Source organism: Acidovorax sp. KKS102 (assembly GCF_000302535.1).
In the GTDB taxonomy this organism is placed as follows: domain Bacteria; phylum Pseudomonadota; class Gammaproteobacteria; order Burkholderiales; family Burkholderiaceae_C; genus Acidovorax.
In genome coordinates this window covers 251,503-276,378 of record NC_018708.1, presented here as the reverse complement: position 1 = coordinate 276,378, position 24,876 = coordinate 251,503, and the positions used below count along the sequence as shown (strand labels likewise).

The following is a 24,876-nucleotide window of genomic DNA, read 5'->3' as shown; positions in this document are numbered from 1 at the left end:
GGGTAAACACCAATAAAAAACGGGCTTGGCTTGCTTGAATTGGTTATGAACTATAACCACAATTCAACCAACACGAAAGCCTCTATGACCCATCCAGACATCCATTTCGAGCTGCGCGGCGACCACCAGGAAGTGGCCGTGATCCGCCTGACCCGCGCGGCCAAGCGCAACGCGCTGAACGACGGCCTGATCCTCGCGCTGCGCGACCTGTTCGAAAAAATGCCCAGCACAGTGCGCGCGGCCGTCATTGATGGCGACGGCCCCCATTTCTGCGCCGGTCTAGACCTGTCGGAACTCAAAGAACGCGACGCCGGCCAGGGCCTGCACCACTCGCGCATGTGGCACGCCGCGCTGGAGCGTGTGCAGTACGGCCCCGTGCCGGTCATCGCTGCGCTGCATGGCGCCGTGGTGGGCGGCGGGCTGGAGCTGGCCAGCGCCTGCCACATCCGTGTGGCCGACGAGTCCACCTTCTACGCGCTGCCCGAAGGCTCGCGCGGCATCTTCGTGGGCGGCGGCGGCGCGGTGCGCATCCCCAAGCTCATCGGCGCTGCGCGCATGACGGACATGATGCTCACCGGCCGCGTCTACAACGCGCAGGACGGCGAAAAGGTCGGCTTTGCGCAGTACCTCGTGCCCGAAGGCCAGGCCTTTGCCAAGGCCTTCGAGCTGGCCGTGCGCGTGTCGCAGAACGCCCCGCTGACCAACTACGCGCTGATGCACGCTCTGCCCCGCATTTCCGAGCAGCCCGCCGACCAAGGCTTCTTCACCGAAGCCATGATGGCGGCCATCGCCCAGAGCGCACCCGAAGCCAAGTCCCGCCTCGCCGACTTCCTGGAAGGCCGCGCCGCCAAGGTCCGCAAGGACTGAGCCCGCCCCCAGTCACCCCTTGCCCCTGCTGGAACCCCTATGAGCGACCTCTCCACCCCCACCGCCCCGGCCCGCTACCGCCCCGTGACCTTCGGCGTGACCCGCGTCAGCCTGCGTGAAGGTGCGCCGGGCGTGCGTTACCTGCAGGCGGACCTGCCCCTGGGCGCCTTTGCCCGCCGCGTGACGGACTACCTGGTGCACTGGGCCGAGACCACGCCCGACCACAGCTTTCTGGCACGCCGCGAGCAACTGCCCGGCGGCAAGACGGGTGACTGGCAGCATGTGAGCTACGCCCAGGCGCTCGACGCCGCGCGCAGCATCGGCCAGGCCCTGCTGGACCGCGGCCTGAACGCCGAGCGCCCCGTGGTGGTGCTGAGCGAGAACACCATCGAGCACGCGCTGCTGGCGCTAGGCTGCATCTACGCCGGAGTGCCCTACTGCCCCGTGTCGCCCGCCTACGCCACCGTGAGCCAGGACTACGACAAGCTGCGCCACGTCATCGACACCCTCACCCCCGGCCTGGTGTTTGCCGCCGACGGCGCGCGCTACGGCAAGGCCATTGCGGCCACCGTGGCGGCCGATGTCGAAGTGATCCTGGCCCAGGGCGCGCTGGAGGGCCGCAAGGCCGGCACCTTCCAGAGCCTGCGCCACACCACCGCCACCCCGGCGGTGGACGCCGCCATGCACGCAACCGGCCCCGGCACCATCGTGAAGTTCCTGTTCACCAGCGGCTCCACCAAGATGCCCAAGCCGGTCATCAACACCCAGCGCATGTGGTGCGCCAATCTGCAGCAGATCTCGCTGTCGCTGCCCGTGCTGGCCGAGGCATCGCCCGTGCTGGTGGACTGGCTGCCATGGAACCACACCTTTGGCAGCAACCACAACTTCGGCCTCACGATGATGCACGGCGGCACGCTGTACATCGACGACGGCAAGCCCACCGCTGCGCTGATTGGCGAGACCCTGCGCAACCTGCGCGAGATCGCGCCCACGGTGTACTTCAACGTGCCCACCGGTTTTGAAATGATTGCCGAGGCGATGAAGACCGACGCCCAGCTGCGCGCCAACCTGCTGTCGCGTGTGCGCCTGTTCTTCTACTCCGGCGCCGGCCTGGCCCAGCCCGTGTGGGACAGTCTGCACGCCACGCAAGAGGCCGCCATTGGCGAGCGCATCGTGATGTGCACGGGCCTGGGCATGACCGAATCCGCCCCCTCGGCCATGTTCTGCAACAGCCCAGACGTGCGCTCCGGCCACATCGGCGCGCCCGTGCCTGGCATGGTGCTCAAGCTGGTGGAGGTGGACGGCAAGACCGAGGTGCGCTACCGCGGCCCCAACGTTACGCCCGGCTACTGGCGCTCCGATGCCGCCACACGCGACGCGTTTGACGACGAAGGCTACCTGTGCACCGGCGACGCCGTGAAGTGGATCGACGAGAACAACATCCACCGCGGACTGGCGTTTGACGGCCGCATTGCCGAAGACTTCAAGCTCTCCACCGGCACCTTCGTGAGCGTGGGCCCCATGCGCGCCAAGATCATCGTGGCGGGCGCGCCTTACATCCAGGACGTGGTGCTCACCGGCCTGAACATGAAGGAAGTCGGCGCCCTGCTGTTCCCCTCCTCCGCCTGCCGCGAAGTGGCCGGCCTGGGCCCGGACGCCCCCTGGGCCGACGTGGTGGCCCACCCCGCTGTGCGCCAGCGCATCGAGGCGGTGCTGGACGGGCTGGCCCGCGAGGCCACCGGCAGCGCCAGCCGCGTGGCCCGTGCGCTGCTGATGGCCGAGCCACCGTCCATCGACAAGGGCGAGATCACCGACAAGGGCTCCGTCAACCAGCGTGCCGTGCTCAAGCACCGCGATGCGCTGGTTACGGCCCTGCACGACGGCACGGCCCCGCACATCCTCAAGCCCGGCGTTTGACACCCAGCACCCAAGGACACACACCATGCAGATTCAAGGACAAGCCGCCCTCGTGACCGGCGGCGCATCGGGCCTCGGCGAGGCCACCGCACGCGAACTGGCCCGCCTGGGCGCCAAGGTGGCTGTGCTAGACCGCAACGCCGAGCTGGCCGAAAAAGTTGCTGCTGAAATTGGCGGCGTAGCCTGCACCTGCGACATCACCGACGCCGCCAGCGTGACCGCCGCGCTGGAGAAGGCTGCCGCCGCCCACGGCCCTGCCCGCATCCTCATGAACGTGGCGGGCGTCGGCAGCGCCAAGCGTGTGGTGCAGCGCGACGGCAGCGCCGCGCCGCTGGAAGACTTTGTGCGCGTGATCAACATCAACCTCATTGGCAGCTACAACGTGAGCCGCCTGTTTGCCGCTGCCTGCAGCAAGCTGCCCACGCTGGACAACGGCGAGCGTGGCGTGATGATGTTCACCGCATCCGTCGCCGCCTTTGATGGCCAGGTGGGTCAGCAGGCCTACAGCGCCTCCAAGGCGGGTCTGGCCGGCATGACGCTGCCCATGGCGCGCGACCTGGCGCAGCACGCCATCCGCGTGTGCACCGTGGCGCCCGGCCTGTTTGCCACGCCGCTGATGAAGGAGCTGCCCGAGGCCGTGCAACAGTCGCTGGCGGCCAGCATCCCCTTCCCACCACGCCTGGGCAAACCCGAAGAGTTTGCCGAGCTGGCTTGCCATATCGTGACCAACGGCCACCTGAACGGCGAAGTCATTCGCCTGGACGGTGCCCTGCGCATGGCGCCCCGGTAAACAAAGAGCGCCCCACGTCAACCATCAATAACAAGAGGGCGCGCAAGCGCCCCAGCTTGACCCCCGAGATTTCCGTCAGACACACACCAGGAGACATCAGCATGACCACCACCCGCCGTCAATTTGTTCAGGCCCTTGGCGCCAGCGCCGCGCTGGGCGCCTTCCACCCCTTTGCCGCCAACGCCCAGGTGGACCAGGTGAAGGTGTACTTCGGCTTCCCCGCCGGCAGCTCGGGCGACACCGTGGCCCGCCGCGTGGCCGAGAAGTGGGCTGGCAGCGCGTTCAGCAAGAACCCGGGCGTGGTGGAAAACAAGCCCGGCGCGGGCGGCCGCATTGCGCTGGAGACGCTCAAAGCTGCGCCCGCAGACGGCTCAGTGCTGGCCGTGGCGCAAGTATCGGCCCTGGCCAACTACCCGCACATCTACAGCAAGATGAACTACACCGACAAGGACTTCGCGCCCGTGTCGATCGCAGCCATCATGCACCACGGCCTGGCTGTGGGCCCCATGGTGCCCGCCAGCGTGAAGAACGTGAAGGACTTCCTGGCCTGGGCCAAGGCCAACCCCAAGGACGCCAGCTACGGCTCGCCCGGCGCGGGCTCCACGCCCCACTTCCTGGGCGCACTGCTGGGCATCAACAGCGGTGTGGACCTGCGCCATGTGCCTTACCGTGGCTCCATCCCTGGCGTGACGGACGTGGTAGGCGGCCAGGTGGCGGCCATGGTCACACCGCATGGTGACTTCATCGCCAACTACAAGGCCGGCAAGCTGCGCATCCTGGCCACCTCGGGCCCCAAGCGCTCGCAGTACGTGCCCGACGTGCCCACGTTTGCCGAACAAGGCTTCCCTGAGCTGACCACCGAAGAGTGGTTTGGCTTCTACGCCCCGGCCGCCACGCCCAAGCCGGTGATCGCTGCTGCCAACGCCGCCATCAACGCCGCGCTGAAGGAAAAGTCGGTCATCGACAGCCTGGCCATCGTGGGCCTGATGCCCCACGGCTCCACCCCTGAAGAACAGGCCCGCTGGCAAAAGGCCGAGTACGACAGCTGGGGTCCGCTGATCAAGAAGATCGGCTTCACCGCAGAGTCCTGATCCCTCCTGCGCCGCAGGTCCGGACTGACCCCAGTCCGGGCTGCCGCATGGCAAAAATACAAGAAATCAGCCGCTAGCGCCCATTCAACGAGCGCAGACAGCTACCAATAAGAGAGCAAACCATGCAAGCCCGCAAGACCCTTGCCGACATCCAGCACCTGCTGACCACCGTGCTGAAGGCGCCCACGCGCTGGCAGGGCCTGGCGCCGTTTGCGGATACCGATGGCGACCTGGCGGCCCAGGTGCTGGACGAAGCGGCCAAGTTTGTAGACAGCGCCATCGCCCCGCTGCAGCGCAGCGGCGACGAAGAAGGCTGCCGCTTTGACGGTGGACGCGTGCACACCCCCGCAGGTTTTCGCGATGCGTACCAGGCCTTTTGGCAAGCCGGCTGGCCGTCGCTGTCTTGCGCGCCCGACGATGGCGGCCAGGGCCTGCCTGCGGTGCTGGAGTGTGTGCTGTTTGAATGGCTGGCCGGTGCCAACCACGGCTGGACCATGGCCCCTGGCCTGCTGCACGGCGCGTACGAATGCATCAAGCACCACGCCAGCGACGAACTCAAGGCGCAGTACCTGGAGAAGGTCGCCACCGGCGAATGGCTGGCCACCATGTGTCTGACCGAAGCCCATGCGGGTAGCGACCTGGGGCTGGTGCGCACACGCGGCGTGCCCCAGCCCGACGGCAGCGCGCGGGTCAACGGCAGCAAGATTTTTATCTCTGGCGGCGAACACGACCTGACGGACAACATCGTGCACCTGGTGCTGGCGCGCCTGCCCGATGCACCGGCAGGGCCCAAGGGCCTGTCGCTGTTCCTGGTGCCCAAGGTGTTGCCCGATGGCAGCCGCAACGCCGTGGTCTGCGAGCGCATCGAAGAAAAGATGGGCCTGCACGGCAGCCCCACCTGCGTGATGCGCTTTGACGACGCCACCGGCTGGCTGGTGGGCGAGCCCAACAAGGGCCTGAACGCCATGTTCGTGATGATGAACGCCGCCCGCCTGCACGTGGGCCTGCAAGGCATTGGCCTGCTGGAGGCCGCGTGGCAAAAGGCCAGCGCCTACGCCGCCGAGCGACGCCAGATGCGCGCCCCCGGCGCCAAGGACACCAGCCTCATTCAGGACCACCCCGCCATCCGCCGCATCCTGCACACACAGCGCGCCTGGATCGACGGTGGCCGCGTGCTGGCCTACCACACGGCCCTGCAGCTCGATGTGGCCAAGCACGGCACCGACGCGGGTGAACGCGCCGCCGCGCAGCGCTGGTGTGCGCTGGTCACGCCCGTGCTCAAGGCCGCGCTCACCGACCAGGCCTTCCACGGCGCCAGCGCCTGCCTACAGGTGTTTGGCGGCCACGGCTATGTGCGCGAATGGGGCATCGAGCAGATCGTGCGCGACGCGCGTGTGGCCATGATCTACGAGGGCACCAACGAAATCCAGGCCATCGACCTGCTGGTGCGCAAGGTGCTGGCCGATGGCGGCCAGGGCCTGGGCGCCCTGCTGGGCAGCCTGCCCGGTGCAGCGCCCAGCCCCGCCGCCAGCACGCGCCGCCATGCCCTGGTGGAAATCACGCAGACCCTGGCAATTGCCGCCCAGTCCGACCCCGAACTGCCCTACTGGGTGGCCGACGATTACCTGCGCGCCGTGGCGCTGGTGCTGCTGGAATGGGCCTGGGCCCAGATCAGCGCCGCCCGTCCCCACCGCACCGAGCAGTCCACTGCCGCCACAGACCGCTGGACCCCACCCGCCCAGGCCTTCGCCCAGTGGGTGCTGCCCGAATTCGACCTGCGCACCACCATCCTGCGCCAGCGCATTGCCCACGCGTTTGAGCTCAGGCCCCAGGAGGCCGCAAGCGCATGATTTACATGCGCCAGCAGCTCCTGATTCAGTAGCAAAACACCTTCCATCGATCTCCCTCCCACAGCGTGTTGAGGCCACGTTGCGGGGTTCCTTGCGCCTCAAAAAAACCACTGGAGACAACACCATGCGCTTGAAGATGAGAAGAAACCGGATGCGTGCCCACCAACCCCTGGCGCTCTCGGCCGCAGCCGCCGCCTTGCTCATGGGCTGTGGCGGCTCGTCCGATGCCGCCCTGCCCCAGCTCTCCGCCGCCACACCGGCCACCCTGCAGTCCTGCGTGACGCTCGCCAGCAGCTTGGCGTTGCCCGACACGCGCATCACCTCGGCCGAGCAAGTGCCCGCAGGCCCCATCACCGTGCAGGGCGTGACCACCCAAGCGCCTGCGCACTGCCTCGTCAAAGGCAAGATGAAAGAGCGCACCGGCCCCATGGACGGCGCCAGCTACGCCATCGGCTTTGAAATGCGCCTGCCCGTGGAGTGGAACGGCCGCTTTCTCCACCAGGCCAACGGCGGCCTGGACGGCAGCGTGGTCACCGCGCTAGGTTCGGTGAGCGGTGGTGCCCCCGTGGCACCCGCCCTGGTGCAAGGCTTTGCGGTGCTCAGCTCTGACGCAGGCCACAGCGCGCCCACGCCCTTCTTTGGCGTGGACCCGCAGGCCCGTCTGGACTACGGCTACCAGGCCGTGGGCACCCTTACCCCCATGGCCAAGAACCTGATTAAGAGCGCTTACGGCAAGGCGCCCGACCGCTCGTACCTGGCCGGCTGCTCCAATGGCGGCCGCCACGCCATGGTCGGCGCGTCGCGCTATGCCGAGCAGTACGACGGCATCCTGGCGGGCAACCCCGGCTTTCACCTGCCCAAGGCCGCCACCACGCAACTGTGGAAGGCCCAGCAATACGCCAAGGTGTCAACCAAAGACGCCACCACCGGCCTGCCAGACCTGACCACCGCCGTGAGCCCGGCCGAGTTCAAGCTCATCAGCAGCAAGATCGTCGCCAAGTGCGACGCACTGGACGGCGTGGCCGACGGCCAGGTCAACGACGTGGCCGCCTGCCAGGCCGCCTTCAACCTGCAGACCGACGTGCCCACCTGCACCGGCGCACGCGACGGCAGCTGCATCACCAGCGAGCAAAAGGGCGTGCTGGCCAGCATCTTTTCCGGCCCCAAGAACAGCAAGGGCGAAGCGCTGTACACCGGCACCTGGTGGGACCCTGGCGTTGCGGGCGCCAACTTTGCGTCGTGGCACTTTGGCTCGCCCGCCACGCGTGATGCCGGAGCGGTGGCCTTCATCTTCACCTCGCCCCCATCCACCGTGGCAGCGTTCACCGCCATCCCCGGCATGCAGTACGCGCTGAACTTCAGCATGGAGACCGACTACCCCAAGATGTTCGCCACCACGGCGCAATACACCGAGTCGCCCTGGTCGTACATGACCCCGCCCAATGAGACGGACCTGAGCACCCTGAAGAACCGGGGCGCCAAGATGATCGTCTTCCACGGCGTGGCCGACGGCGTGTTCTCGCCCATGGACACCGCCCACTGGATGGACCGCCTGCAGGCCAACCACAGCGGCAAGGCCGACGCCTTTGCCCGCCTGTTCCTGGTGCCCGGCATGAATCACTGCTCCGGCGGCCCCGCCACCGACCAGTTCGACATGCTGTCCCCGCTGGTCGCCTGGGTGGAACAAGGCAAGGCCCCCGACAGCGTGACCGCCAAGGCACGCGGCGCAGGCGCCAACGTGGTCAACACCGAGCTGCCCGCCAGCTGGTCCGCCAACCGCACCCGGCCACTGTGCGTGTACCCGAAGGTGGCGCGCTACAACGGCACGGGGGATGTGGAGAGTGCAAGCAGCTTTAGCTGCAAGTGATCCATTCAGCGCTTGAAAAGCGGGAAGCCCGGCGCAAGCCGGGCTTCCCTTTTTTTCTTTTCCTTCTACGCCTTGGCGCGAGGCTTCATGCGAAAACTGACACCCATGCGGTTGATGGCATTCATGGTGGCAATCGTGAGCGTCAGATCCACCAGGTCCTTCTCGCCAAACACGGCCAGCGCGGCCGCATGGGCCTCATCAGAAGCATGGGTCTCGCTCACACGCGTCACCTCCTCGGCCCAGGCCAGCGCGGCGCGCTCCTGCTCGGAGAACAGATACGCCGCCTCATGCCACACAGGAACCAGCACCACCTTCTCCACCGACATGCCTTCGGCCAGCAAGTCGCGCGTGTGGATGTCGATGCAGTGCGCGCACCCGTTGATCTGCGACACGCGCAGAAAGACCAGGTGCGTCAGCAAGCTGGGCAGGCCCGTGCCCTGGGTGACGAAGTGGTGCAGCGTCCCGATGGCCTTGGCACCCTCGGGCGATACGTTGAACCAGACAGCGCGATTCATACAGCAGTTCCTTTACGTTGAATGTTGGGCGGAGGGCGTTATCGGCCTCCTGCTACCAAGACGTGTGACGTGAGGGTGCTGTGACAGATGCGGGAGAAATAGCAGGCCGAGGCATGCGGAGCAGGTGCCAATGTGTTCAACACCGAGCGCCCCACGAGCTGATCCGCATCCGAACTCGTCCGCTGTGTGCATCCGAATCTGGCACTCACAACGGGCCGGGTGACTTAGAGAGTGCGAGCAGCTTTCGCTGCAAGTGATCGTGGGATTCGCGCGGCGCTGCAGTTTTTAGACTTTACTGCCCGGGTTACACGCTATCTAAAAGCGATTCGCGCAGATTCGCCACCTGCTCTGCAGCGGTTGCAGTCGGTCGCAACTCTGCAGCGGTTGCAGTCGTTGAATGCAGAACCAAAAAATTGAAGTTGATGACACAACGCAGACGCTGGGCCCAGTAGTTTGCGATAACTCGGGAGGCCAAAGAGTGCCGACCTGGCTTCGCCGGGCGCGAATTCGGGTGTCGTTCATTCCGCTAAACCTTCAAGGATCTGACGCGTCAAGGCACATTCTTTTGTGCCGTCTAGCTGGTGATCCGTGGCAGTATCTAGTTCGACCACTATCATGCGGGTTCCTGTGCGAGCAGGCGGACTGGGCCCAGTGATTGTTCCTGCGGGTTGCGGGTTTGACGATCACGAGTGCGATGTTCTTCACCAGATCGTACATGCGGCAATACCGATACGACAACAAGGCGGGAGCAGTGGATGGCGAAGATTGCGAAGGTGACTCTGAAGAGGTTCAAGCAGTTGAAGGAGTTTGAACTTGATCTCACTGAAACCACCGTCCTCATCGGCGCCAACAACTCAGGAAAGAGTAGCGCCCTTCAGGCACTGCACTTTGCCGTCTCAGTCGCGCAGACCGCGAAGCTAGTTGGCGACGGAGTCAAGTGGGGTGCAGACAAGTTTGAGCTGTCGTTTAACCCGTCGCAATTGCTCTATTCACCCATCGCGGACGTTCTGTCTCTTGCTCATGGCGGACAGCTTTATGAAAACGCCAACGGGCAGATCGAAGTCGAAGTGATGATGTCCGACGGCAACGCATGTCGCATCGCTGTCAGGCGAGGTCGGAACCGGAATATTGCGGTATCCCTTACCGGGAAGCTTGTGGGCGAGCGGCTCATGAATCTTGACCGCCCTTTTACGGTATATGCGCCAGGACTAGCGGGAATAGCTAAGGAGGAGCGCTATATGTCGCCCGGCGTCGTCAGACGTATCGTGGCGCGCGGCGACGCCAATCTGGTGCTGCGAAACGTACTCTTGATGATCGCTGATGCTCATTCACGAGAACAAGCCGAAATTCAGCGCAGATTGAGGGATAGCCACGACAAGTTGAAGGCCGAAGGGAAAAACGCCCCGCATTGGCTCATCGAGTTCAACAAGTGGCGCGGTCCCCTCCACCGTTTTCAGACCGATATGGGGGCGCTCTTTCCTGGCATACAGGTTGAGGTCGAGTTCGACAAGGAGAGGGACGAGAATATCCAGGTTTACTTCACACGTCCTGGAATGCCTCGCCTGCCTATCGACGCGGCAGGAACGTCAATCTTGCAAGCGAGTCAAATCCTTGCCTACATCGCTCTCTTCCAGCCCGAAGTCCTCATTCTCGACGAGCCTGACTCGCACCTTCATCCGAACAACCAACGTGCGCTGTGTGAGCTGATTACAAGCTTGGCAGAGACGCGCGGCTTCCGTGCTCTGTTCAGCACGCACTCACGCCACGTTTTAGACGCATTGCGAGATTGCGCCCAGGTTGTGTGGGTCAGCGAGGGGAAGAAGGTTGACTACGACTCTGTGTCTACGCCTGCAATGCTGATGGAGCTCGGCGCACTTGACACAGTGGATTACTTCGCAAAAGGGCACTTCACATGTCTGGTGGCGACGGAAGACAGCAAGAAAGAATCATTGGACGCCCTGAAGGCTTTGCTGAGCAGCAATGGGTTCCCCGTTCAGGAGCTTGATGTCCGACCCTACGCTGGTTGCTCGAAGCTAGATGCTGCCAAGGTGCTCCGGAATTTCCTGCTCGACAAGGCGCCGAACGTGAGCTTCCTGCTGCACAGGGACCGAGACTATCTTGAAGACGACACGGTTGCCAAGCTGGAAGGTGCCCTTGCGAACATGAACGCGAACGCCTTTGTAACTGCTCACAGCGACGTGGAGGGCTACTTCCTGAATGCCGCGCACGTCGCGCACCTCAATCCAGCGCTAACGGTGGAGAGAGCGCAACAGCTTATCGACGAGGCCACAGCTAACACGCGCGAGAAATCGATCAACGCGCTAATAAACATCAGGACGCAGATTGCCATCGCCAACCGCAACGGGGGACCGGCACACAACGCGGGCGAACTTGCGATGAAAGCGATCGCAGACTATGACGGAAACTCTACCAAGTGGCGTCGAGGCAAGATCGTTCTTGGAGAACTGAAATCCCTACTTCACAAGGAGCTAAAGGCGCATGCCGTTCTGCTAGCTTCTTCGAATCACCTCAGCTGCCCAGAGTTACAAGCTATCAAGTCTGCGATATGGCCGGAACCTGCTTTTGCAGCGGCTCAGTGAGGCTTGGACTGCCGGCTATTCATTGGTACGGCAACGCCCCCAGAAGACTGCTTGCAGTCGATCGGTTTCGTAAGCTCAGTGGCGGCTTTCAGCCTCAAGCAGCCAGACCACAGTGCGGAGGTCCCGAAAAATCGTGGACTGAGTTGGGATCAACTCAGAGCCGGAGTGGCTGAAATTTAGTTGGGTTGATGCAGCCACGACCTTCCCAGCAATCAGCGCGCCTACTCCGGCGCGTTCAGTGCCCGTCCAGGCACGCCGTGACGCTTGCTGGCTTCTTCTTTCGCCTTCTTCCCTTGGTCGTAATGCCACTTGATGGCAAAGAACATGCCGGTGCCGAACACGGCAACCTTGAACACAATGAAGACTATCGGGACCCAATCCATCTTGGAGATTTTCCTGGCTGTTGATCGGCACTCTTTTACGCGAAGTGCACTGCCTAAAACGCTGCGTCAGCAGCTTCTTCGTGTTCAAGCCATCGTCGAATTGCACATCGACAGCACTGGGCAAATGATCTGAAAACTTGGTGTGATGCTATCGGGCCTGGTATGCGGGCGTAAGCATCAGTTCCGCCTAAATTTTGCGTAGCAGATGGAGATTGCCGTGCAGGGCGGTTGCATGGAAAGCGGCTTTGTCATTGGGTCCCGCAAGGGGGCCGCAGTGCGCAGGCCGTAGGGCGCGCCGCGTGAGCAGACGGAGCGCCGGTTGCACGCAACGCCTACCGGGCACACACAAAAGAAGAAGCCTGCATGAGAGAACCCCATGCAGGCCTTTGATTGGGTGTCAGTGCTATTGCTGGGTGACTAGAACGGCAACCCCACATAGTTCTCCGCCAACGACCCCAGCGCCTTCTCGGACGAGAACAGGTACGCCAGGTCCGTGTCCTGAAGCTTCTGGTCGTAGGCAATCGAATCCGGGAAGGTGTGCAGCATGGTCGTCATCCACCAAGAGAAGCGCTGGGCCTTCCATACGCGGGCAAGGGCTTTTTCGGAGTATTTGTCGAGGCCTGTGCTGTCGCCATTTTGGTAGTGCGCGACCATGGCGTGGTACAGGTAGTAGATATCCGATGCGGCACTGTTCAGGCCCCGTGCGCCGGTGGGCGGCACGATGTGGGCGGCGTCGCCGGCCAGGAACAGGTTGCCGTAGCGCATGGGCTCGGCCACGAAGGAGCGCAGGGGGGCGATGGACTTTTCGATGGAGGGGCCGGTGATGAGTTGGGCGGCCACCTCGGCGGGCAGGCGGCGCTTCAGCTCGGCCCAGAAGGCTTCGTCGGACCAGTCTTCCACGTTGTCGGTCAGCGGCACCTGGATGTAGTAGCGGCTCAGCACCTGCGAGCGCAGCGAGCACAGCGCAAAACCGCGTTCGTGCTTGGCGTAGATCAGCTCGGGCGATACGGGCTTGGTGCGCGAGAGCACGCCCAGCCAGCCGAAGGGGTAGACCTTTTCATACTCCTTGAGCACGTCGCGCGGGATGGACTTGCGGCTCACGCCGTGAAAGCCGTCGGCGCCGATGACAAAGTCGCAGTCGATGCGCACCACCTCGTCGCCACTGCGGTAGGTCACATACGGGTTGGCGCTTTTCAGGTCGTGGGGCTGCACGTCTTCGGCGTTGTGGATGACGACGCCCTTCATGCGGTCGCGCGCTTCGTACAGGTCGCGTGTCAGCTCGGTCTGGCCGTAGACGACCACCGAGCTGCCGCCGCTGTACTTGTGCAAATCGACCCGGTCCATTTGGCCGTCGTGGGCAATGATGAAGCCGTCGTGGATCTCGCCTTCCTTGTCCATGCGCTCGCCGCACTGGGCCTCGCGCATGAGGGCGGCAAAGCCGTGCTCCAGCACGCCGGCGCGGATGCGGCCCAGCACGTATTCGCGGCTTTGGCGCTCCAGCACGATGGTGTCGATGCCCTTGAGGTGCAAGAGCTGCGAGAGCATGAGGCCCGAGGGGCCTCCGCCGATGATGCAAACCTGGGTTTTCATAGCGTCTCCAGTAGTGGTTGGTGTGTTCATGACATGGGTCAAACGGACCACCCAAAGATACGTGGCACAGTCGCCGCGTTGAATGGACGGATGGAGCCAGAACATGCACTTTTCGAACATCGATGGCATCCGCTCTTACAGCCTGTTCGGCGAGTCGCAGCACCTTCCCGATGTGCTGCACTGCGAGACGATTGCCGAGCGATCGGCGCTGCACGACTGGGAGCTGGCGCCGCACCGGCACACGCGGCTGCACCAGGTGCTGCTGATCACCTCGGGCGGGGGTGTGGCGCACCTGGATGGCGAGCGGATTGCGCTGTTTGCCGGTGCGCTCATCAACGTGCCGCAGGGGCATGTGCACGCATTCCGCTTTACGCAGCACACGCAGGGCTGGGTGGCCACGCTGGCCGATGAATTGATGGACGAGATTTTTGTGCGCGTGGGCGATGTGCGGCGCGACCTGGCGCGGCCCGCCGTGGCGCCTGCGCCGCCACAGCTGCACCAGGCCATGGGCCAGGTCTGGCAGGAGTTCTCGGGCCGGGCCAAGGCGCGTGCGCTGGTGCTGCGGGGCCTGAGCGCCACGCTGCTGGGCTGGGTGGCGCGCGCGATGGAAGACCACAGCCCGGGCGACGCGGCAGCGCCAGAGTCCAGCCTGGTGCAGCGGCTGGAGGCGCTGATCGAGGCGCATTTTCTGGAGCACTGGCAGGTGGCCGACTACGCGCGGGCGCTGGCCGTGTCGCCCACGCACCTGAGCCGCGTGGCGCGGGCTGCCACGGGCATGTCGGCCCAGCGGCTGATCGAGGCACGGCTGATGCGCGAGGCGCGGCGCAACCTGGCCTACACCCACCTGGGCGTGGCCACCATTGCCTACACGCTGGGCTATGCCGACCCGGCGTACTTCACCCGCGCCTTCACGCGCGATGCGGGGCTGTCACCGCGTGCGTTTCGGGCGCAGGTGGCGGCGTCAGCGCCCGCTACGGCGATGTGATGCCGCGTGACAGGCTGCTGACACGCCGCTGTCAGCAGCCCCCGCTCACCATCGGGGCTTCTTACTTTCGTTCTTTCACACACAAGGAGCCCCCATGAAAAACGCCATCGCCTGGTTTGAGATCCCCACCACCCAGTTGGACCGCGCCCAGGCCTTTTACGAAGCCGTGCTGGGCCAGCCCATGCGCCGCGAGAACATGGGCCCGAGCGAAGGCGCCGTGTTTGCCTACGACCCTGAGGCCGATGGTGCAGGCGGCGCGCTGATGATGGGCCCCACGGCGCCCCAGGTGTCGGGCAGCGGCACGCTGGTGTACCTGGACGCATCGCCCTCGCTCGACGCCGCGCTGGACCGCGCGGTGGCCCAGGGCGGCCGCGTGGCCCTGCCGCGCCAGGCGCTGCCGCCGGGCATGGGGTTCTTTGCGCACATCCATGACCTGGATGGCAACCGCGTGGGTCTGCACGCGCTGGCTTGAAGCCAGAACGCACCGACGGTCTACGAAAGGAGCACAGCATGGAAGCGCAAGAAATCCACCGGGGCAGGCTGTTTGACCATGTGCAACTGGTCGTGCGCGACCTGGCGGCCAGCCAGGCCTTCTATACGGCGGTGCTAAAGGCCCTGCAGGTGCCGATGGGCGGGGCGGACGAAGGCTACTTCTGGGCCGACGAGCTGTTTGTGTCGGCGGCCGACGGCCCTGCCGCGCAAGGCCACCTGACAGGCCGCACGCACCTGGCGTTTCAGGCCCGGGACCGAGCGATGGTGGATGCGTTCTACCAAGCCGCGCTGGCCCACGGCGGCACCGACAACGGCGCACCGGGCGAGCGCGCCTACCACCCCGGCTACTACGCGGCCTTTGTGCTGGACCCGGATGGGAACAACATCGAGGCCGTGTTCCATGGCGACGCGCAGCGCAGTGCGGCGTCGGTGAAGATCACGTTCTGAGGTGTGGGTCAGCCCGCCTCCGGCCGGGCCAGGCCGCGCAGCGGGATGGGCGTGGAGAACACGATGGACGTGCGCGTTTCGCCATAGCCGTTGATGTCGCCCAGAAAGCGCTCCAGATCGGGCAGGTCGCGCGCCACGACCTGCATCACGTACGAATCGTTGCCGCTGACGTGGTGGCACTCAAGCACCTGGGGCGACTGGCGCAGCTTGTCGATCAGCGCCTTCTTGCCGGGCTGCGGCACGTTGATGCCCACCACGGCCCGCACGCCGTAGCCGACCTTGGCGGGGTCGATGTCGGCATGCACGCCACGCACCACGCCCGCTTCCTGCAAACGCCTCAGGCGCTCCAGCGTGGCGGGCACCGACAGGCCCACGGCCTCGGCCAGTTCCTTGAGCGAGGCGCGGCCATCGGCCTGCAGCGCGCTGATCAGGCGCCAGGCTTTGTCATCGACTTCCATACAAGCCTTTCTCGATGGGCACAGAAAAAAGCGAAACCCAATTCTGGATTCGCCGAATTTTCTGCATTCTCCATCGCCAGACGCCGCCCTAGCATCGGTGCATGGACTTCACTTCAATCACCGTGTTTCTGCAAGCCGCCGTCATCGGCGTGCTCATTGCGGCCCCTGTGGGCCCCATTGGCCTGCTGACCATGCAGCGCACCCTGGAGCGGGGCCTGGCGGCCGGGCTGGCCACGGGCCTGGGCGCCGCTATGGCCGATGCGGTGTATGGCGCCGTGGGCGCCTTCAGCGTGCGCTGGCTCATCGACGGGCTGACGCAGGCCAGGACGCCGCTGGCGCTGGGCGGTGGCGCACTGCTGCTGGTGCTGGCGTGGCGCACCTGGCACGCGCCAGTGGCCCACAACGCCGCACCAGCACGCGACGCGCGCGGCCTGCTGGGCCTGGCGGCCGGCACGTTTGCGCTGACGCTGGCCAACCCGGCCACCATCGTGTCGTTCATTGCGGTGTTTGGCTCGCTGGGCGGCGGCCGGCCCAGCCTGCCGTCGCCGCTGTGGATGGTGGCAGGTGTGCTGGTGGGCTCTGCCGCCTGGTGGCTGCTGCTGACCAGTGCGATTGCCTACCAGCGGCAGCGCTTTACGCCCGCCTGGCGCCTGCGCATCAACCGGGCGTCGGCCCTGCTGCTGGGCGGGTTTGCGCTGTGGCAGTGGGGGCAGCTGGTCTGAGGCGTTGCGCTGCGCACAGGGATGCTGCAAAGGTACTGACACTGCGGTGTCAGCAGCAGGCCCGCACCATCGGTGGCTTCTTTGACCAGGAGCTTTTTCATGACCGACGCCCTGCTGCAACACCCCCTTTGGCCGGATGCCGAGCCTGCGCGCAACGACATACCTGTATCGGCAGCGACCTCTGCAGCCGCCACGCGCCGCAACTGGATCGCCGTGGCCTGCGCCCAGCACGCCCGCCGGGGCTGCGCCACGCCGGGCGCGGGCTACATGCAGGTGTGCCATGGCAAGGTGGCGCCGCTGCAGCGCATACGGCCCGGCGACCGTGTTGCGTACTACGCGCCCACGGTGACCATGGGCGGCAAGGACCGGCTGCAGGCCTTTGTCTCCATCGGCATCGTGTTGCCGGGGTCGCCGTATGCGTTTGATATGGGTGGCGGGTTTGTGCCGTCGCGGCGGGACGTGGCCTATGTGCCTGCACGTGAGGCGGCGATTGCGCCGCTGCTGGACGCGCTGGAGTTTGTGGACGACCGCCAGCGCTGGGGCAGCAAGTTCCGGTTTGGGCTGTTGGCCGTCAGCGAACACGACATGCGCCTGATTGCGCAGGCGATGCAGGCCGAGCTGCAATCACTATATTTTTTATAGCGTCTCAGGTAATGGGCACTAGCGCATCCGGCCCAGAAGGCTTCAAACGGATCGCGAACAGCCCCGTGGGGCCCTCGAACAGCCCGCAGGCGGGCGTCAGCACACCGCCATCAGCGTGTCCACCACCCGGCGTTGGGCGGCGGTCAGGGCGGTATAGCCTTCACGCAGCAGTCGCAGCACGATCGCGTGGATTTCAATTTCGCTAGCGGGCATGGTCTTCTCCTTGAACGGCAACAGTGGGCGGCCGCCGCGTGGCTGGCCGATGACATGAGTGCCTGCCACGACACAAAGAGGCGGGCGCCCGGGCCTGCCCCACCATGGACCAAGCCCCGATGCCACTGTGCCGAGGTGGCAGCGTAGGCGGTAGCGCGATAAACGGGGAAGTTCGAGGCTTTTTTCGCGCGCCGCTCTGCAACCAAGGGGCCTATGGAGAGGTGGCCCCGGGCGCGTAGGCGTCGATGACCGGAGGCTCGCTGTCCCCCGCTGCGGTGCGGGCCAGCTTGAACCAGGTCCAGGTCTCCACATCGGGCGCGTCGTAGCTACCGTAGGACTGCCCGCCCCACGAAAAGTACGAGCCCTTGTTGCCGGTGGTGAGCGTGCGCTTGCCCACAGCCAGGCCGCCGTCTTTGAGCAGCGCCAGCCTGAACCCCTGCAGCTTGCCAGAGGTCCCGGGCTCATTGCCGGACGGCGCGGGCTGCGGAGCCAGGTCGAGCATGCCGGAGCTGCAGCGGGCCTGCGCGCCGCTGTAGGTGACCAGGCTCCACTGCCGGGTGAGCGAGGTGCGCACGTTGCGCGCGCGGTTGATGGTGCGCGTGCGCAGCGTGGTTTCGCCGCGCTGCTGCTGCACCCAGACCTGCATCTCGGCCGAGCCGGTAAAAAACGGCAGGCTGCCCCGCACACCCGAAGGCTGCACCGGCGGCCAGGCGTACACGCCATGCAGGGACGGGCAACCGAACCAATTGCTCTGCACTGGGCCAAACGCCGCAGGCGGCTTGGGCGACCCTTGCACCTCCGGCCCGCAGGCCGTGAGGGCCAGGCAACACAGGGCCAACGTTGCGGCGCCGCCGATGCGCTGCACGCTCCGGTGGGTGGTGCGCAAGGCGCCGTGCGATGGCCAAGGGACGGCAGGTGTCATGGTGTCTGGGCGGTGGTGCAGCCCGATTGTCGGGCTGAACACGGGCCCTACGGATGATCCATCTGCTCCATTTTTGATAGCTGCTTGCGCATATTCCACTAGCGCATCAGCACCAAAAGGCTCCAAAACGTGCTGACGCTCCCCCAGGCATGGCCTGGAGGGTCGTCAGAACCGTCTAAGAGCTGCTCTAAGGATGCGCAGGCCCCGCCCGCACGCGGGCCAGTGCCTCGGGCACATCGCGCCACGCCGGGCGGCCGGGGGCGTAGCGCTGGCGCATGTAGCCCGCCAGCTCGGTGATCTGCGCGTCGCTGAGCGCGTGGCCGAAGCCGGGCATAAAGCCGATGTCCCGCGCGGCGGGCTCGCGGATGCCGTGCACGATGACCTGCAGCAGGTTGTCGGGCCGGTCGCTGTGCAGGTTGCTGTTGAGCGCCAGGGGCACGTTCACACCGAGCAGCTTGGGGCCGTCGCCGTCGTGGTGGCAGGCGGCGCAGGCACCGTTGAACAGGCGCTGGGCCTGGCCGGGCTGCGGGGCCAGCGCGGCGGCCTGGGCCACGGCGGCTTGGGCGCGCTGTTGTGGGTCTGACACAGGCTGTGTGGCTGGCTGGGTAGCAGCGTCCGTCGCGGTGAACGAGGCCAGGTAACTCGCCATGGCGCGAATGTCGTCGTCAGGCAAGTGGGCCAGCTCGCGTACCACGGGCGCCATGGGGCCGGAGGCGCTGCCGTGCTGCGGGCTGTGGCCGTGGCGCAGGTAGCCATACAGCGCATCGGCCGTCCAGGGCACGGGCGCTTTCGACAGGCCGGTAAGCGCAGGCGCCTCCCAGCCATCCACCATGGCGCCCGAGAGGAACGCAGCGCCACCCAACTCGGCCCCCAGCGCGTTGCGCGGCGTGTGGCAGGCGCCGCAGTGGCCCACGCCCTGCACCAGGTAAGCGCCCCGGTTCCATTCGGGCGGGCGGGTCGGGTCTGGCTTGAACGGGGTCGCGTCGTGGAACAGCGCGTTCCAGCCCGCCATGAGCGGGCGCACGCTGAACGGAAAGGTCAACTCGGTCTTCGGCACCTCGGCCCGCACGGCGGGTTGCGCCATCAGGTAGGCGTACAGCGCGGTCAGGTCATCGTCGCTCATCTTGGCGAACGACGTGTACGGGAACGCGGGGTACAGGTGTTTGCCATCGCGCGAGATGCCTTCGCGCATGGCGCGCTGGAAGGCGCTGAAGGACCACTGGCCGATGCCGGTCTCGGCGTCGGGCGTGAGGTTGGTGGTGTAGACCTTGCCGAATGGCGTTTCCATGGCGCGGCCGCCCGTGTTGGGCGTGCCGCCGGGGGCGGTGTGGCACACCGCGCAGTCGCCCGCAGCGGCCAGCAGGCGGCCGCGTTCGATGGTGGCGGCGTTGTAGACCGACGCACCCGCCGTCTGCACCACGGGCGCGATGGAGGGGCGCCAGCCCAGCAGCGCTGCGCCCATGGCGATGCCACCGGCGACCAGGGCCAGCGCGCGTGCCCAGGGGCTGCGTTTGGCGGGCCATGTGGCGCTGGCGGGCACGGTGGACAAACTGGGGGATGGCAGCTCCAGCGTGGGCAATACCTGTGCCTGCTCAGTGGGTGCGGTGCTGCTTGCAGCCGCCTCGCCTGCGCCGCCGGGCAAGGGGTTGAGCCCGGCACGCACCGCCTCGGGTGTGAAGGGCGGTGCGCGAAAGCGCACACCCGTGGCGTCAAAAATCGCGTTGGCAATCGCCGCCGTGCCCGGCACAGAAGACGACTCGCCCGAGCCCAGCGGCGCCTCGTCTTGCCGGGGCATGTGCATGACCTCGATGACCGGCACCTCGCGGAAGCTCAGGATGGGGTAGCTGCCCCATTCGCGGTTGTCCACGGCCTGCTTGACGGGCTCGAACGTCACCTGCTCCTTGAGCGCCCGGCTGGTGGTCTGCAGCACGTTGCCGTGCACCTGCTGCTCCACACCGACGGGGTTCACCATCAGGCCCGCGTCGTGCCCCACGACCACGCGGCGCACGTGCACCTCGCCGGTCTTCTTGTTGACCTCTACATCGGCCACCCAGGCCGCCCAGGCGGCGCCAAAGCCGGGCCATTTGCTGTGGATGTAACGGGCGTAGGCAAAGCCCTGGCCTTGGACCCATTCACCGCTGTTGTCAGCATCCAAGGGGCGCTGCTGCGGGCCGGTGCGGCGAATCCAGCCCGCCTTTTCGGCCGTGGCCTGCACCAGCTCGGCAGCGCGCGGGTCGTTCAGCAGTTGCAGGCGAAACTGCACCGGGTCCACCCCCGCTGCCGTGGCCAGTTCGTCCACATACGACTCGTGCGCAAACGAATTGGGCAGCGCCGACACGCCCCGCAGCCACGATGCGCGCACGATGGGCGGCATGTCGTTGACGGCCACGCGCAGGTTGTCGTACTGGTAGGGCGGGCGCGCAGTGCGGTCGCCCATCTCGTAGGCCTGGGCCACGGGCTCGATGGTGCGGGTGAGCAGCAGGGCCAGCGTGGGCGCGCCGTTGGAGGGGTAGGACGTTTCAAAGTCGTACGCCGCCACGGTGCCATCGGCCTTGAGCCCACCGCGCACCTGCATGAGCTGCGCCGTGCCCTTGGGCTCCCACAAATGCTCTTGCTCGCGCGTGAGCTGCACGCGCACCGGGGCGCCTACGGCGCGTGACAGCAGCGCGGCATCGGCCGCCACATCATCGGCGCCGTTGCGGCCGTAGCAGCCTGCGGCCTCCATGCGGATGAGGTCGATGTCCACATCGGGCAGGCCCATCAGGCGGGCCAGGTCGGCGCGCAGCACATGGGGGTTTTGCGTGCCCGCCCACACGGTCATGCGCGGGCGGCCGGTGCTGTCATCGCTGCGCCATTCGGCCACCGCGCACGATGGGCCGATGGAGCCGTGCATCTGGTACGGCCACACGTATGTGCGCGGCATGGGCTGGCCGTCGGCGGACAGCGCGGCCAGGGCGCCCTCCACATCGCCCTCGTCCACCAGGCGGCGCTGCGTGGCGGGGTTGGCGCGGATGGCTTGTTCCAGCGCCTCGGCGCTGTCCTGGCGAGGAAAGCCGGGCCAGTCTTTCCAGCGCACCTTCAGCTCGCGCAGCGCCTGCTCGGCCTGTTCCTCGCGCTCGGCCACGATGCCCACAAAGTCGCGGATCACCACCACGGCGCGGATGCCGGGGATGTGGGCGATGGACTGCTGGTCTACCGATTCGAGCGTGTTGCCGATGAAGTCGCCATGGTCGGCCCCCGCATACGGAGGGCGCACCACGCGGCCGTGCAGCATGCCGGGCACGCGCATGTCGTGCACAAACACCAGCTCGCCACTGACCTTGGCAGGGATGTCCACACGCGGCACGGACTGGCCGACCACGGTGTAATCGGCGGCGGCCTTGGTGGGCGTGGCGTCCACCAGTTCCAGCGTGGTGTGTGCGCCCGCCAGCAGCGCGCCGTAGGCGAGTTGGCACGACGGGTCTGCCGTGACCTGCACCACACCGGCACGCACCTGCAATTGATCCACCGGCACGCCCAGCCGCTCTGCGGCCTGCGCCACCAGCCAGTGGCGCGCCTGCGCGGCGGCGGTGCGCAGGGGCTTGGCGTGGATCTGGATGGATGCACTCGCGATGGTGGCACCCTGGTTGGGCGCGCGGGTGGTGTCGCCCAGCACCATGTTCACCTGCGCCAGCGGCACATCGAGTTCTTCGGCCACGATCTGCGCCAGCGCGGTGCGGATGCCGGTGCCCAGGTCCACATGGCCGTTGAGCGCGGTCACGCTGCCGTCGTCCCACACGGCGATCAGTATCTCCACGCCCTCGGCCGGGTTGCCTGCCACCAGCGCGGGCTGGCCCTTGACGGGCGGTGGCGCGGGCGGTGGGTTGCGCACCACCAGCAGCACGCCCTGGGCGGCATGGAAGTCGGCGCGGGTGAGCGGGCTATGGGCGCGCAGGGATGGAGGCGTGTTCATGCCTGGGCCTCGCGCATCAGCTGGGCCGCGCGCAGCACAGCGCGGATGATTTCGACATGCGTGCCGCAGCGGCACAGGTTGCCCGACAGCTCGCGGCGCACGGCTGCTTCGTCGGGGTCAGGGTTGCGCTCCAGCAAAGCCACGGCCATCATCACCATGCCGTTGAGGCAATAGCCGCATTGCGCGGCTTGTTCATCCACAAAGGCTTGCTGCACCGGGTGAAGTCCCTCGGTAACGCTGCAACGCCCGGGCAGCCCCTCCAGCGTCGTCACCTCACGGCCTGCCACGCCCTGCGCCGGGATCACGCAGGCCCGCGCGGCAATGCCATCGACCAGCACCGTGCAGGCGCCGCACTGCCCCAGGCCGCAGCCGTATTTGGGGCCGTTGAGGGCCAGGTCGTTGCGCAGCACGTGCAGCAGCGTGGCGCTGGCCAAGGTGCTCTGTGGCAGGGCACACGGCTGGCCATTGACGACAACCGGGGAAGGTGAAGCGGGCGCGTGCATGTCTCGGTAGGTTGTTCTCAGTCAGCGTCGCAGCGACCCGCTGCGCGTGTACATCTCCAGGTCCACAAAGTTGGAGCCATTGTGGTTGCCCGGGCCATACACCAGCGGAAAGTCGCCGATCTTGGTGGTGCCCATGTCTTCCATGGCCTTGATGAAGCCTTCGCGCGTGAGCGCTTTGCCTGCGCGTTTGACACCTTCCACAAACACGCGTGCGGCGATGTAGCCCTCCAGCATGGTGTAGCTGTCGATCTTCTCGCCCGCGTCCGCGCGGTCCTTGCGGTAGTCGGCCACGATGGCCAGACGGCTGGCCTGCGGCGAGGGCACGATGCTGGCCGTGACCAGCCCTTCGATGCCGCCGTTCAGCCGCTGCGCAGAGCCCGGTGCGTCGGTGATGCCCACCGAGATGGTGTACAGCGGCGAGGCTGCGCCCGCCGCGCGGTAGTCGCGCAGAAACACCTCCACCATCTTGCCCGCCATGATCATCACCACTGCGCCCGGCTGGGCCTTGGTGAGCTGCGCGACCTGGGGCTTGGCGTCGGTGGCGGCGATCTCCATGGGCACGGAATCCACCACCTTCACCTTCAGGCCCTCGGCGATCTGCAGGCAGGTGTCGAGGTTGGATTTGCCAAACGCGCTGTTCTGGTAAATGACGGCGATGTTGTTGATGCCCAGCGTGGCGAGGTGGCCCACGATCTTGCGCAGCTCGGTCTCGTAGCTGGCGCGTACATGGAACAGGTAGCGGTTGTGCGTGGTGCGGAAGGACGTGGTGCCCACCAGCGGCGCGAACATGGGCACGCCTGCTTTCTCCGCCAGGGGCATGGCGGCGATGAGGTTTCCGGTGGCCACGTAGCCGATCAGGGCGAAGACCTTGTCTTCGTCAATGAGCTTGACCGTGTTCTCGGCCGTCTTCTTGGGCTCGTAGGCGTCGTCGTGCGACACCAGCTCCAGCGTGCGCCCGTTCACGCCGCCGGTCTTGTTGACCTTGTCGAACGCCAGCGCAATGCCCGCCTTGTAGTCCACCCCGAAATCCTTGGCCGGGCCGGTAAACACGGCCGACTGCCCTACCTTGATGCGGGTGTCTGTCACCCCGGTCTCGGCGGCTGCCGGGCCTGCCCATGCCAGCCCTGCCACCGCCAGGCCCACCATGGCGCTGCGGCGGTCGACGCATCCATCCTCCACTCCTCGACACTTCATGTAGTGCTCCTTACATCAAAAGGCAAAGTTTCCGTGTGAGCACAAACTTCATGCAAGTGCTTGCAGAGGTGTTTTTTGTAACCAACGGCACACGTGGGCCACACACCACAGGTGTACGTTGGCAGCGGGGGTCAGACGCTGAGGTAGGCGCGCCGCACCTCTTCGTTGGCGGCCAGCTGTTCCATGCTGGCCTGGTAACGGATCTGACCCTTTTCGAGCACATAGGCGCGATCGGAGACCAACTCGGCAAAGTGCATGTTCTGCTCGGACAGCAGGATGCTCACGCCCTGCTCTTTCAGCTCCAGGATCATGTGCGCCATCTGCTCCACGATGACGGGCGCCACACCTTCAGAGGGCTCGTCCAGAAGCACCAGATAGGGGTTGCCCATGAGCGTGCGGGCCACGGTGAGCATCTGCTGCTCGCCGCCGCTCATGCGGCCGCCGGGGCGCTGGGGCATCTCGCCCAGGTTGGGGAAGAGCTTGAACAGGCGCTCGGGTGTCCACACTGGCGCGGCCGTGCCGTCGGGCCAGGTGCGGGCGGGCTGGCGGCCCACTTCCAGGTTCTCCATCACCGTGAGGTCGGTGAACACGCGGCGGTCTTCGGGCACAAAGCCCAGGCCCAGGCGCGCGGCGCCGTGCGGGTCGCTTTTGGAGATGTCGCGGCCCATGAACTGGATGCTGCCCTTGCGCTTGGCCAGCATGCCCATCAGCGTCTTGAGCGTGGTGGACTTGCCTGCGCCGTTGCGGCCCATCAGCGCAACCACTTCGCCCCGGCGCACGTCCAGGTCCACGTCGTACAGGATTTGCGCGGCACCGTACCAGGCCTGCAGGCCCTTGGCCTGGAGCAGCAGTTCTTTGGGGTTGTGGGTCGTCATG

At 66.1% G+C, this 24,876-nt stretch carries 21 protein-coding genes; 12 read left to right on the top strand and 9 right to left on the bottom strand.

Annotation, left to right across the window (positions count from 1 at the left end):
- Window positions 1–84: 84 nt before the first annotated feature.
- The 6 genes from C380_RS01250 to C380_RS01225 all read left to right on the top strand — a co-directional run bounded on the left by C380_RS01250 (window position 85) and on the right by C380_RS01225 (window position 8,382).
- Window positions 85–867 carry a crotonase/enoyl-CoA hydratase family protein gene (locus C380_RS01250; RefSeq protein WP_015012078.1) on the top strand — a complete coding sequence of 261 codons (783 nt, stop codon included), beginning with the start codon at window positions 85–87 and terminating at the stop codon, window positions 865–867.
- Window positions 868–906: 39 nt separating this feature from the next.
- Entirely contained in the window at window positions 907–2,784 is a 1,878-nt protein-coding gene (locus tag C380_RS01245; RefSeq protein WP_015012077.1) for a feruloyl-CoA synthase, read from the top strand.
- 25 nt (window positions 2,785–2,809) lie between these two features.
- Window positions 2,810–3,574, top strand: coding sequence for an SDR family NAD(P)-dependent oxidoreductase (locus C380_RS01240; RefSeq protein WP_015012076.1), 765 nt, complete (start codon window positions 2,810–2,812; stop codon window positions 3,572–3,574).
- A gap of 101 nt (window positions 3,575–3,675) precedes the next feature.
- The gene (locus C380_RS01235; protein WP_015012075.1) at window positions 3,676–4,665 is read left to right on the top strand and encodes a Bug family tripartite tricarboxylate transporter substrate binding protein; all 990 of its coding nucleotides are present in this window, start codon (window positions 3,676–3,678) and stop codon (window positions 4,663–4,665) included.
- A 122-nt stretch (window positions 4,666–4,787) separates the two neighbouring features.
- The gene (locus C380_RS01230; RefSeq protein ID WP_015012074.1) at window positions 4,788–6,515 is read left to right on the top strand and encodes an acyl-CoA dehydrogenase family protein; all 1,728 of its coding nucleotides are present in this window, start codon (window positions 4,788–4,790) and stop codon (window positions 6,513–6,515) included.
- Between the two features lie 151 nt (window positions 6,516–6,666).
- Window positions 6,667–8,382, top strand: a complete 1,716-nt coding sequence (locus C380_RS01225; RefSeq protein ID WP_015012073.1) for a tannase/feruloyl esterase family alpha/beta hydrolase — start codon at window positions 6,667–6,669, stop codon at window positions 8,380–8,382.
- A 65-nt stretch (window positions 8,383–8,447) separates the two neighbouring features.
- Here C380_RS01225 and C380_RS01220 read toward each other — a convergent pair whose 3' ends face one another.
- Entirely contained in the window at window positions 8,448–8,897 is a 450-nt protein-coding gene (locus tag C380_RS01220; RefSeq protein ID WP_015012072.1) for a carboxymuconolactone decarboxylase family protein, read from the bottom strand.
- Window positions 8,898–9,652: 755 nt separating this feature from the next.
- On the opposite strand from C380_RS01220, the gene C380_RS23915 reads away from it, so the two are divergent.
- Window positions 9,653–11,497, top strand: coding sequence for an AAA family ATPase (locus tag C380_RS23915; protein ID WP_015012071.1), 1,845 nt, complete (start codon window positions 9,653–9,655; stop codon window positions 11,495–11,497).
- Between the two features lie 221 nt (window positions 11,498–11,718).
- Here C380_RS23915 and C380_RS25205 read toward each other — a convergent pair whose 3' ends face one another.
- Both C380_RS25205 and pobA read right to left on the bottom strand, forming a co-directional pair.
- Window positions 11,719–11,880: a hypothetical protein gene (locus tag C380_RS25205; protein ID WP_015012070.1), complete on the bottom strand. Its 162-nt coding sequence runs from the start codon at window positions 11,878–11,880 to the stop codon at window positions 11,719–11,721.
- A gap of 417 nt (window positions 11,881–12,297) precedes the next feature.
- Window positions 12,298–13,470 (bottom strand): 4-hydroxybenzoate 3-monooxygenase, encoded by a 1,173-nt coding sequence (pobA, locus tag C380_RS01210; protein ID WP_015012069.1) that lies wholly within the window; start codon window positions 13,468–13,470, stop codon window positions 12,298–12,300.
- 103 nt (window positions 13,471–13,573) lie between these two features.
- Between pobA and C380_RS01205 the strand changes: the two genes are divergently transcribed.
- From C380_RS01205 to C380_RS01195, 3 genes are all read left to right on the top strand, one after another.
- Complete coding sequence (locus C380_RS01205) at window positions 13,574–14,455, top strand: helix-turn-helix domain-containing protein (RefSeq protein ID WP_015012068.1); 882 nt, start codon at window positions 13,574–13,576, stop codon at window positions 14,453–14,455.
- 94 nt (window positions 14,456–14,549) lie between these two features.
- The gene (locus C380_RS01200) at window positions 14,550–14,927 is read left to right on the top strand and encodes a VOC family protein (protein WP_015012067.1); all 378 of its coding nucleotides are present in this window, start codon (window positions 14,550–14,552) and stop codon (window positions 14,925–14,927) included.
- A gap of 38 nt (window positions 14,928–14,965) precedes the next feature.
- Entirely contained in the window at window positions 14,966–15,394 is a 429-nt protein-coding gene (locus C380_RS01195; protein WP_015012066.1) for a VOC family protein, read from the top strand.
- Window positions 15,395–15,402: 8 nt separating this feature from the next.
- Here C380_RS01195 and C380_RS01190 read toward each other — a convergent pair whose 3' ends face one another.
- Window positions 15,403–15,852, bottom strand: a complete 450-nt coding sequence (locus C380_RS01190; protein WP_015012065.1) for an Lrp/AsnC family transcriptional regulator — start codon at window positions 15,850–15,852, stop codon at window positions 15,403–15,405.
- 101 nt (window positions 15,853–15,953) lie between these two features.
- On the opposite strand from C380_RS01190, the gene C380_RS01185 reads away from it, so the two are divergent.
- Both C380_RS01185 and C380_RS01180 read left to right on the top strand, forming a co-directional pair.
- The gene (locus tag C380_RS01185) at window positions 15,954–16,574 is read left to right on the top strand and encodes a LysE family translocator (protein WP_015012064.1); all 621 of its coding nucleotides are present in this window, start codon (window positions 15,954–15,956) and stop codon (window positions 16,572–16,574) included.
- A gap of 99 nt (window positions 16,575–16,673) precedes the next feature.
- Window positions 16,674–17,216, top strand: a complete 543-nt coding sequence (locus tag C380_RS01180; protein WP_015012063.1) for an EVE domain-containing protein — start codon at window positions 16,674–16,676, stop codon at window positions 17,214–17,216.
- Window positions 17,217–17,640: 424 nt separating this feature from the next.
- On the opposite strand, the gene C380_RS01170 is transcribed toward C380_RS01180, so the two are convergent.
- From C380_RS01170 to C380_RS01150, 5 genes are all read right to left on the bottom strand, one after another.
- Window positions 17,641–18,351 (bottom strand): hypothetical protein, encoded by a 711-nt coding sequence (locus C380_RS01170; protein WP_238544064.1) that lies wholly within the window; start codon window positions 18,349–18,351, stop codon window positions 17,641–17,643.
- 187 nt (window positions 18,352–18,538) lie between these two features.
- Window positions 18,539–22,303: a molybdopterin cofactor-binding domain-containing protein gene (locus C380_RS01165; protein ID WP_015012060.1), complete on the bottom strand. Its 3,765-nt coding sequence runs from the start codon at window positions 22,301–22,303 to the stop codon at window positions 18,539–18,541.
- Window positions 22,300–22,806: a (2Fe-2S)-binding protein gene (locus C380_RS01160; protein ID WP_015012059.1), complete on the bottom strand. Its 507-nt coding sequence runs from the start codon at window positions 22,804–22,806 to the stop codon at window positions 22,300–22,302. Before C380_RS01160 ends, C380_RS01165 begins: the two co-directional genes overlap by 4 nt.
- Window positions 22,807–22,827: 21 nt before the next feature.
- Window positions 22,828–24,000 carry an ABC transporter substrate-binding protein gene (locus C380_RS01155; protein WP_015012058.1) on the bottom strand — a complete coding sequence of 391 codons (1,173 nt, stop codon included), beginning with the start codon at window positions 23,998–24,000 and terminating at the stop codon, window positions 22,828–22,830.
- A 131-nt stretch (window positions 24,001–24,131) separates the two neighbouring features.
- Window positions 24,132–24,875, bottom strand: coding sequence for an ABC transporter ATP-binding protein (locus C380_RS01150; RefSeq protein WP_043565892.1), 744 nt, complete (start codon window positions 24,873–24,875; stop codon window positions 24,132–24,134).
- Between the last annotated feature and the right edge of the window lies 1 nt (window position 24,876).

Coding starts and splice junctions, on each gene's coding strand:
- C380_RS01185 (WP_015012064.1), top strand. CDS start 15,954: ATGGACTTCACTTCAATCACCGTGTTTCTGCAAGCCGCCGTCATCGGC.
- C380_RS01160 (WP_015012059.1), bottom strand. CDS start 22,806: ATGCACGCGCCCGCTTCACCTTCCCCGGTTGTCGTCAATGGCCAGCCG.
- C380_RS01235 (WP_015012075.1), top strand. CDS start 3,676: ATGACCACCACCCGCCGTCAATTTGTTCAGGCCCTTGGCGCCAGCGCC.
- C380_RS01170 (WP_238544064.1), bottom strand. CDS start 18,351: ATGACACCTGCCGTCCCTTGGCCATCGCACGGCGCCTTGCGCACCACC.
- C380_RS01245 (WP_015012077.1), top strand. CDS start 907: ATGAGCGACCTCTCCACCCCCACCGCCCCGGCCCGCTACCGCCCCGTG.
- C380_RS01190 (WP_015012065.1), bottom strand. CDS start 15,852: ATGGAAGTCGATGACAAAGCCTGGCGCCTGATCAGCGCGCTGCAGGCC.
- C380_RS01225 (WP_015012073.1), top strand. CDS start 6,667: ATGCGTGCCCACCAACCCCTGGCGCTCTCGGCCGCAGCCGCCGCCTTG.
- C380_RS01230 (WP_015012074.1), top strand. CDS start 4,788: ATGCAAGCCCGCAAGACCCTTGCCGACATCCAGCACCTGCTGACCACC.
- pobA (WP_015012069.1), bottom strand. CDS start 13,470: ATGAAAACCCAGGTTTGCATCATCGGCGGAGGCCCCTCGGGCCTCATG.
- C380_RS01205 (WP_015012068.1), top strand. CDS start 13,574: ATGCACTTTTCGAACATCGATGGCATCCGCTCTTACAGCCTGTTCGGC.
- C380_RS01155 (WP_015012058.1), bottom strand. CDS start 24,000: ATGAAGTGTCGAGGAGTGGAGGATGGATGCGTCGACCGCCGCAGCGCC.
- C380_RS01180 (WP_015012063.1), top strand. CDS start 16,674: ATGACCGACGCCCTGCTGCAACACCCCCTTTGGCCGGATGCCGAGCCT.
- C380_RS01240 (WP_015012076.1), top strand. CDS start 2,810: ATGCAGATTCAAGGACAAGCCGCCCTCGTGACCGGCGGCGCATCGGGC.
- C380_RS23915 (WP_015012071.1), top strand. CDS start 9,653: ATGGCGAAGATTGCGAAGGTGACTCTGAAGAGGTTCAAGCAGTTGAAG.
- C380_RS01220 (WP_015012072.1), bottom strand. CDS start 8,897: ATGAATCGCGCTGTCTGGTTCAACGTATCGCCCGAGGGTGCCAAGGCC.
- C380_RS01195 (WP_015012066.1), top strand. CDS start 14,966: ATGGAAGCGCAAGAAATCCACCGGGGCAGGCTGTTTGACCATGTGCAA.
- C380_RS01250 (WP_015012078.1), top strand. CDS start 85: ATGACCCATCCAGACATCCATTTCGAGCTGCGCGGCGACCACCAGGAA.
- C380_RS01150 (WP_043565892.1), bottom strand. CDS start 24,875: ATGACGACCCACAACCCCAAAGAACTGCTGCTCCAGGCCAAGGGCCTG.
- C380_RS01200 (WP_015012067.1), top strand. CDS start 14,550: ATGAAAAACGCCATCGCCTGGTTTGAGATCCCCACCACCCAGTTGGAC.
- C380_RS01165 (WP_015012060.1), bottom strand. CDS start 22,303: ATGAACACGCCTCCATCCCTGCGCGCCCATAGCCCGCTCACCCGCGCC.
- C380_RS25205 (WP_015012070.1), bottom strand. CDS start 11,880: ATGGATTGGGTCCCGATAGTCTTCATTGTGTTCAAGGTTGCCGTGTTC.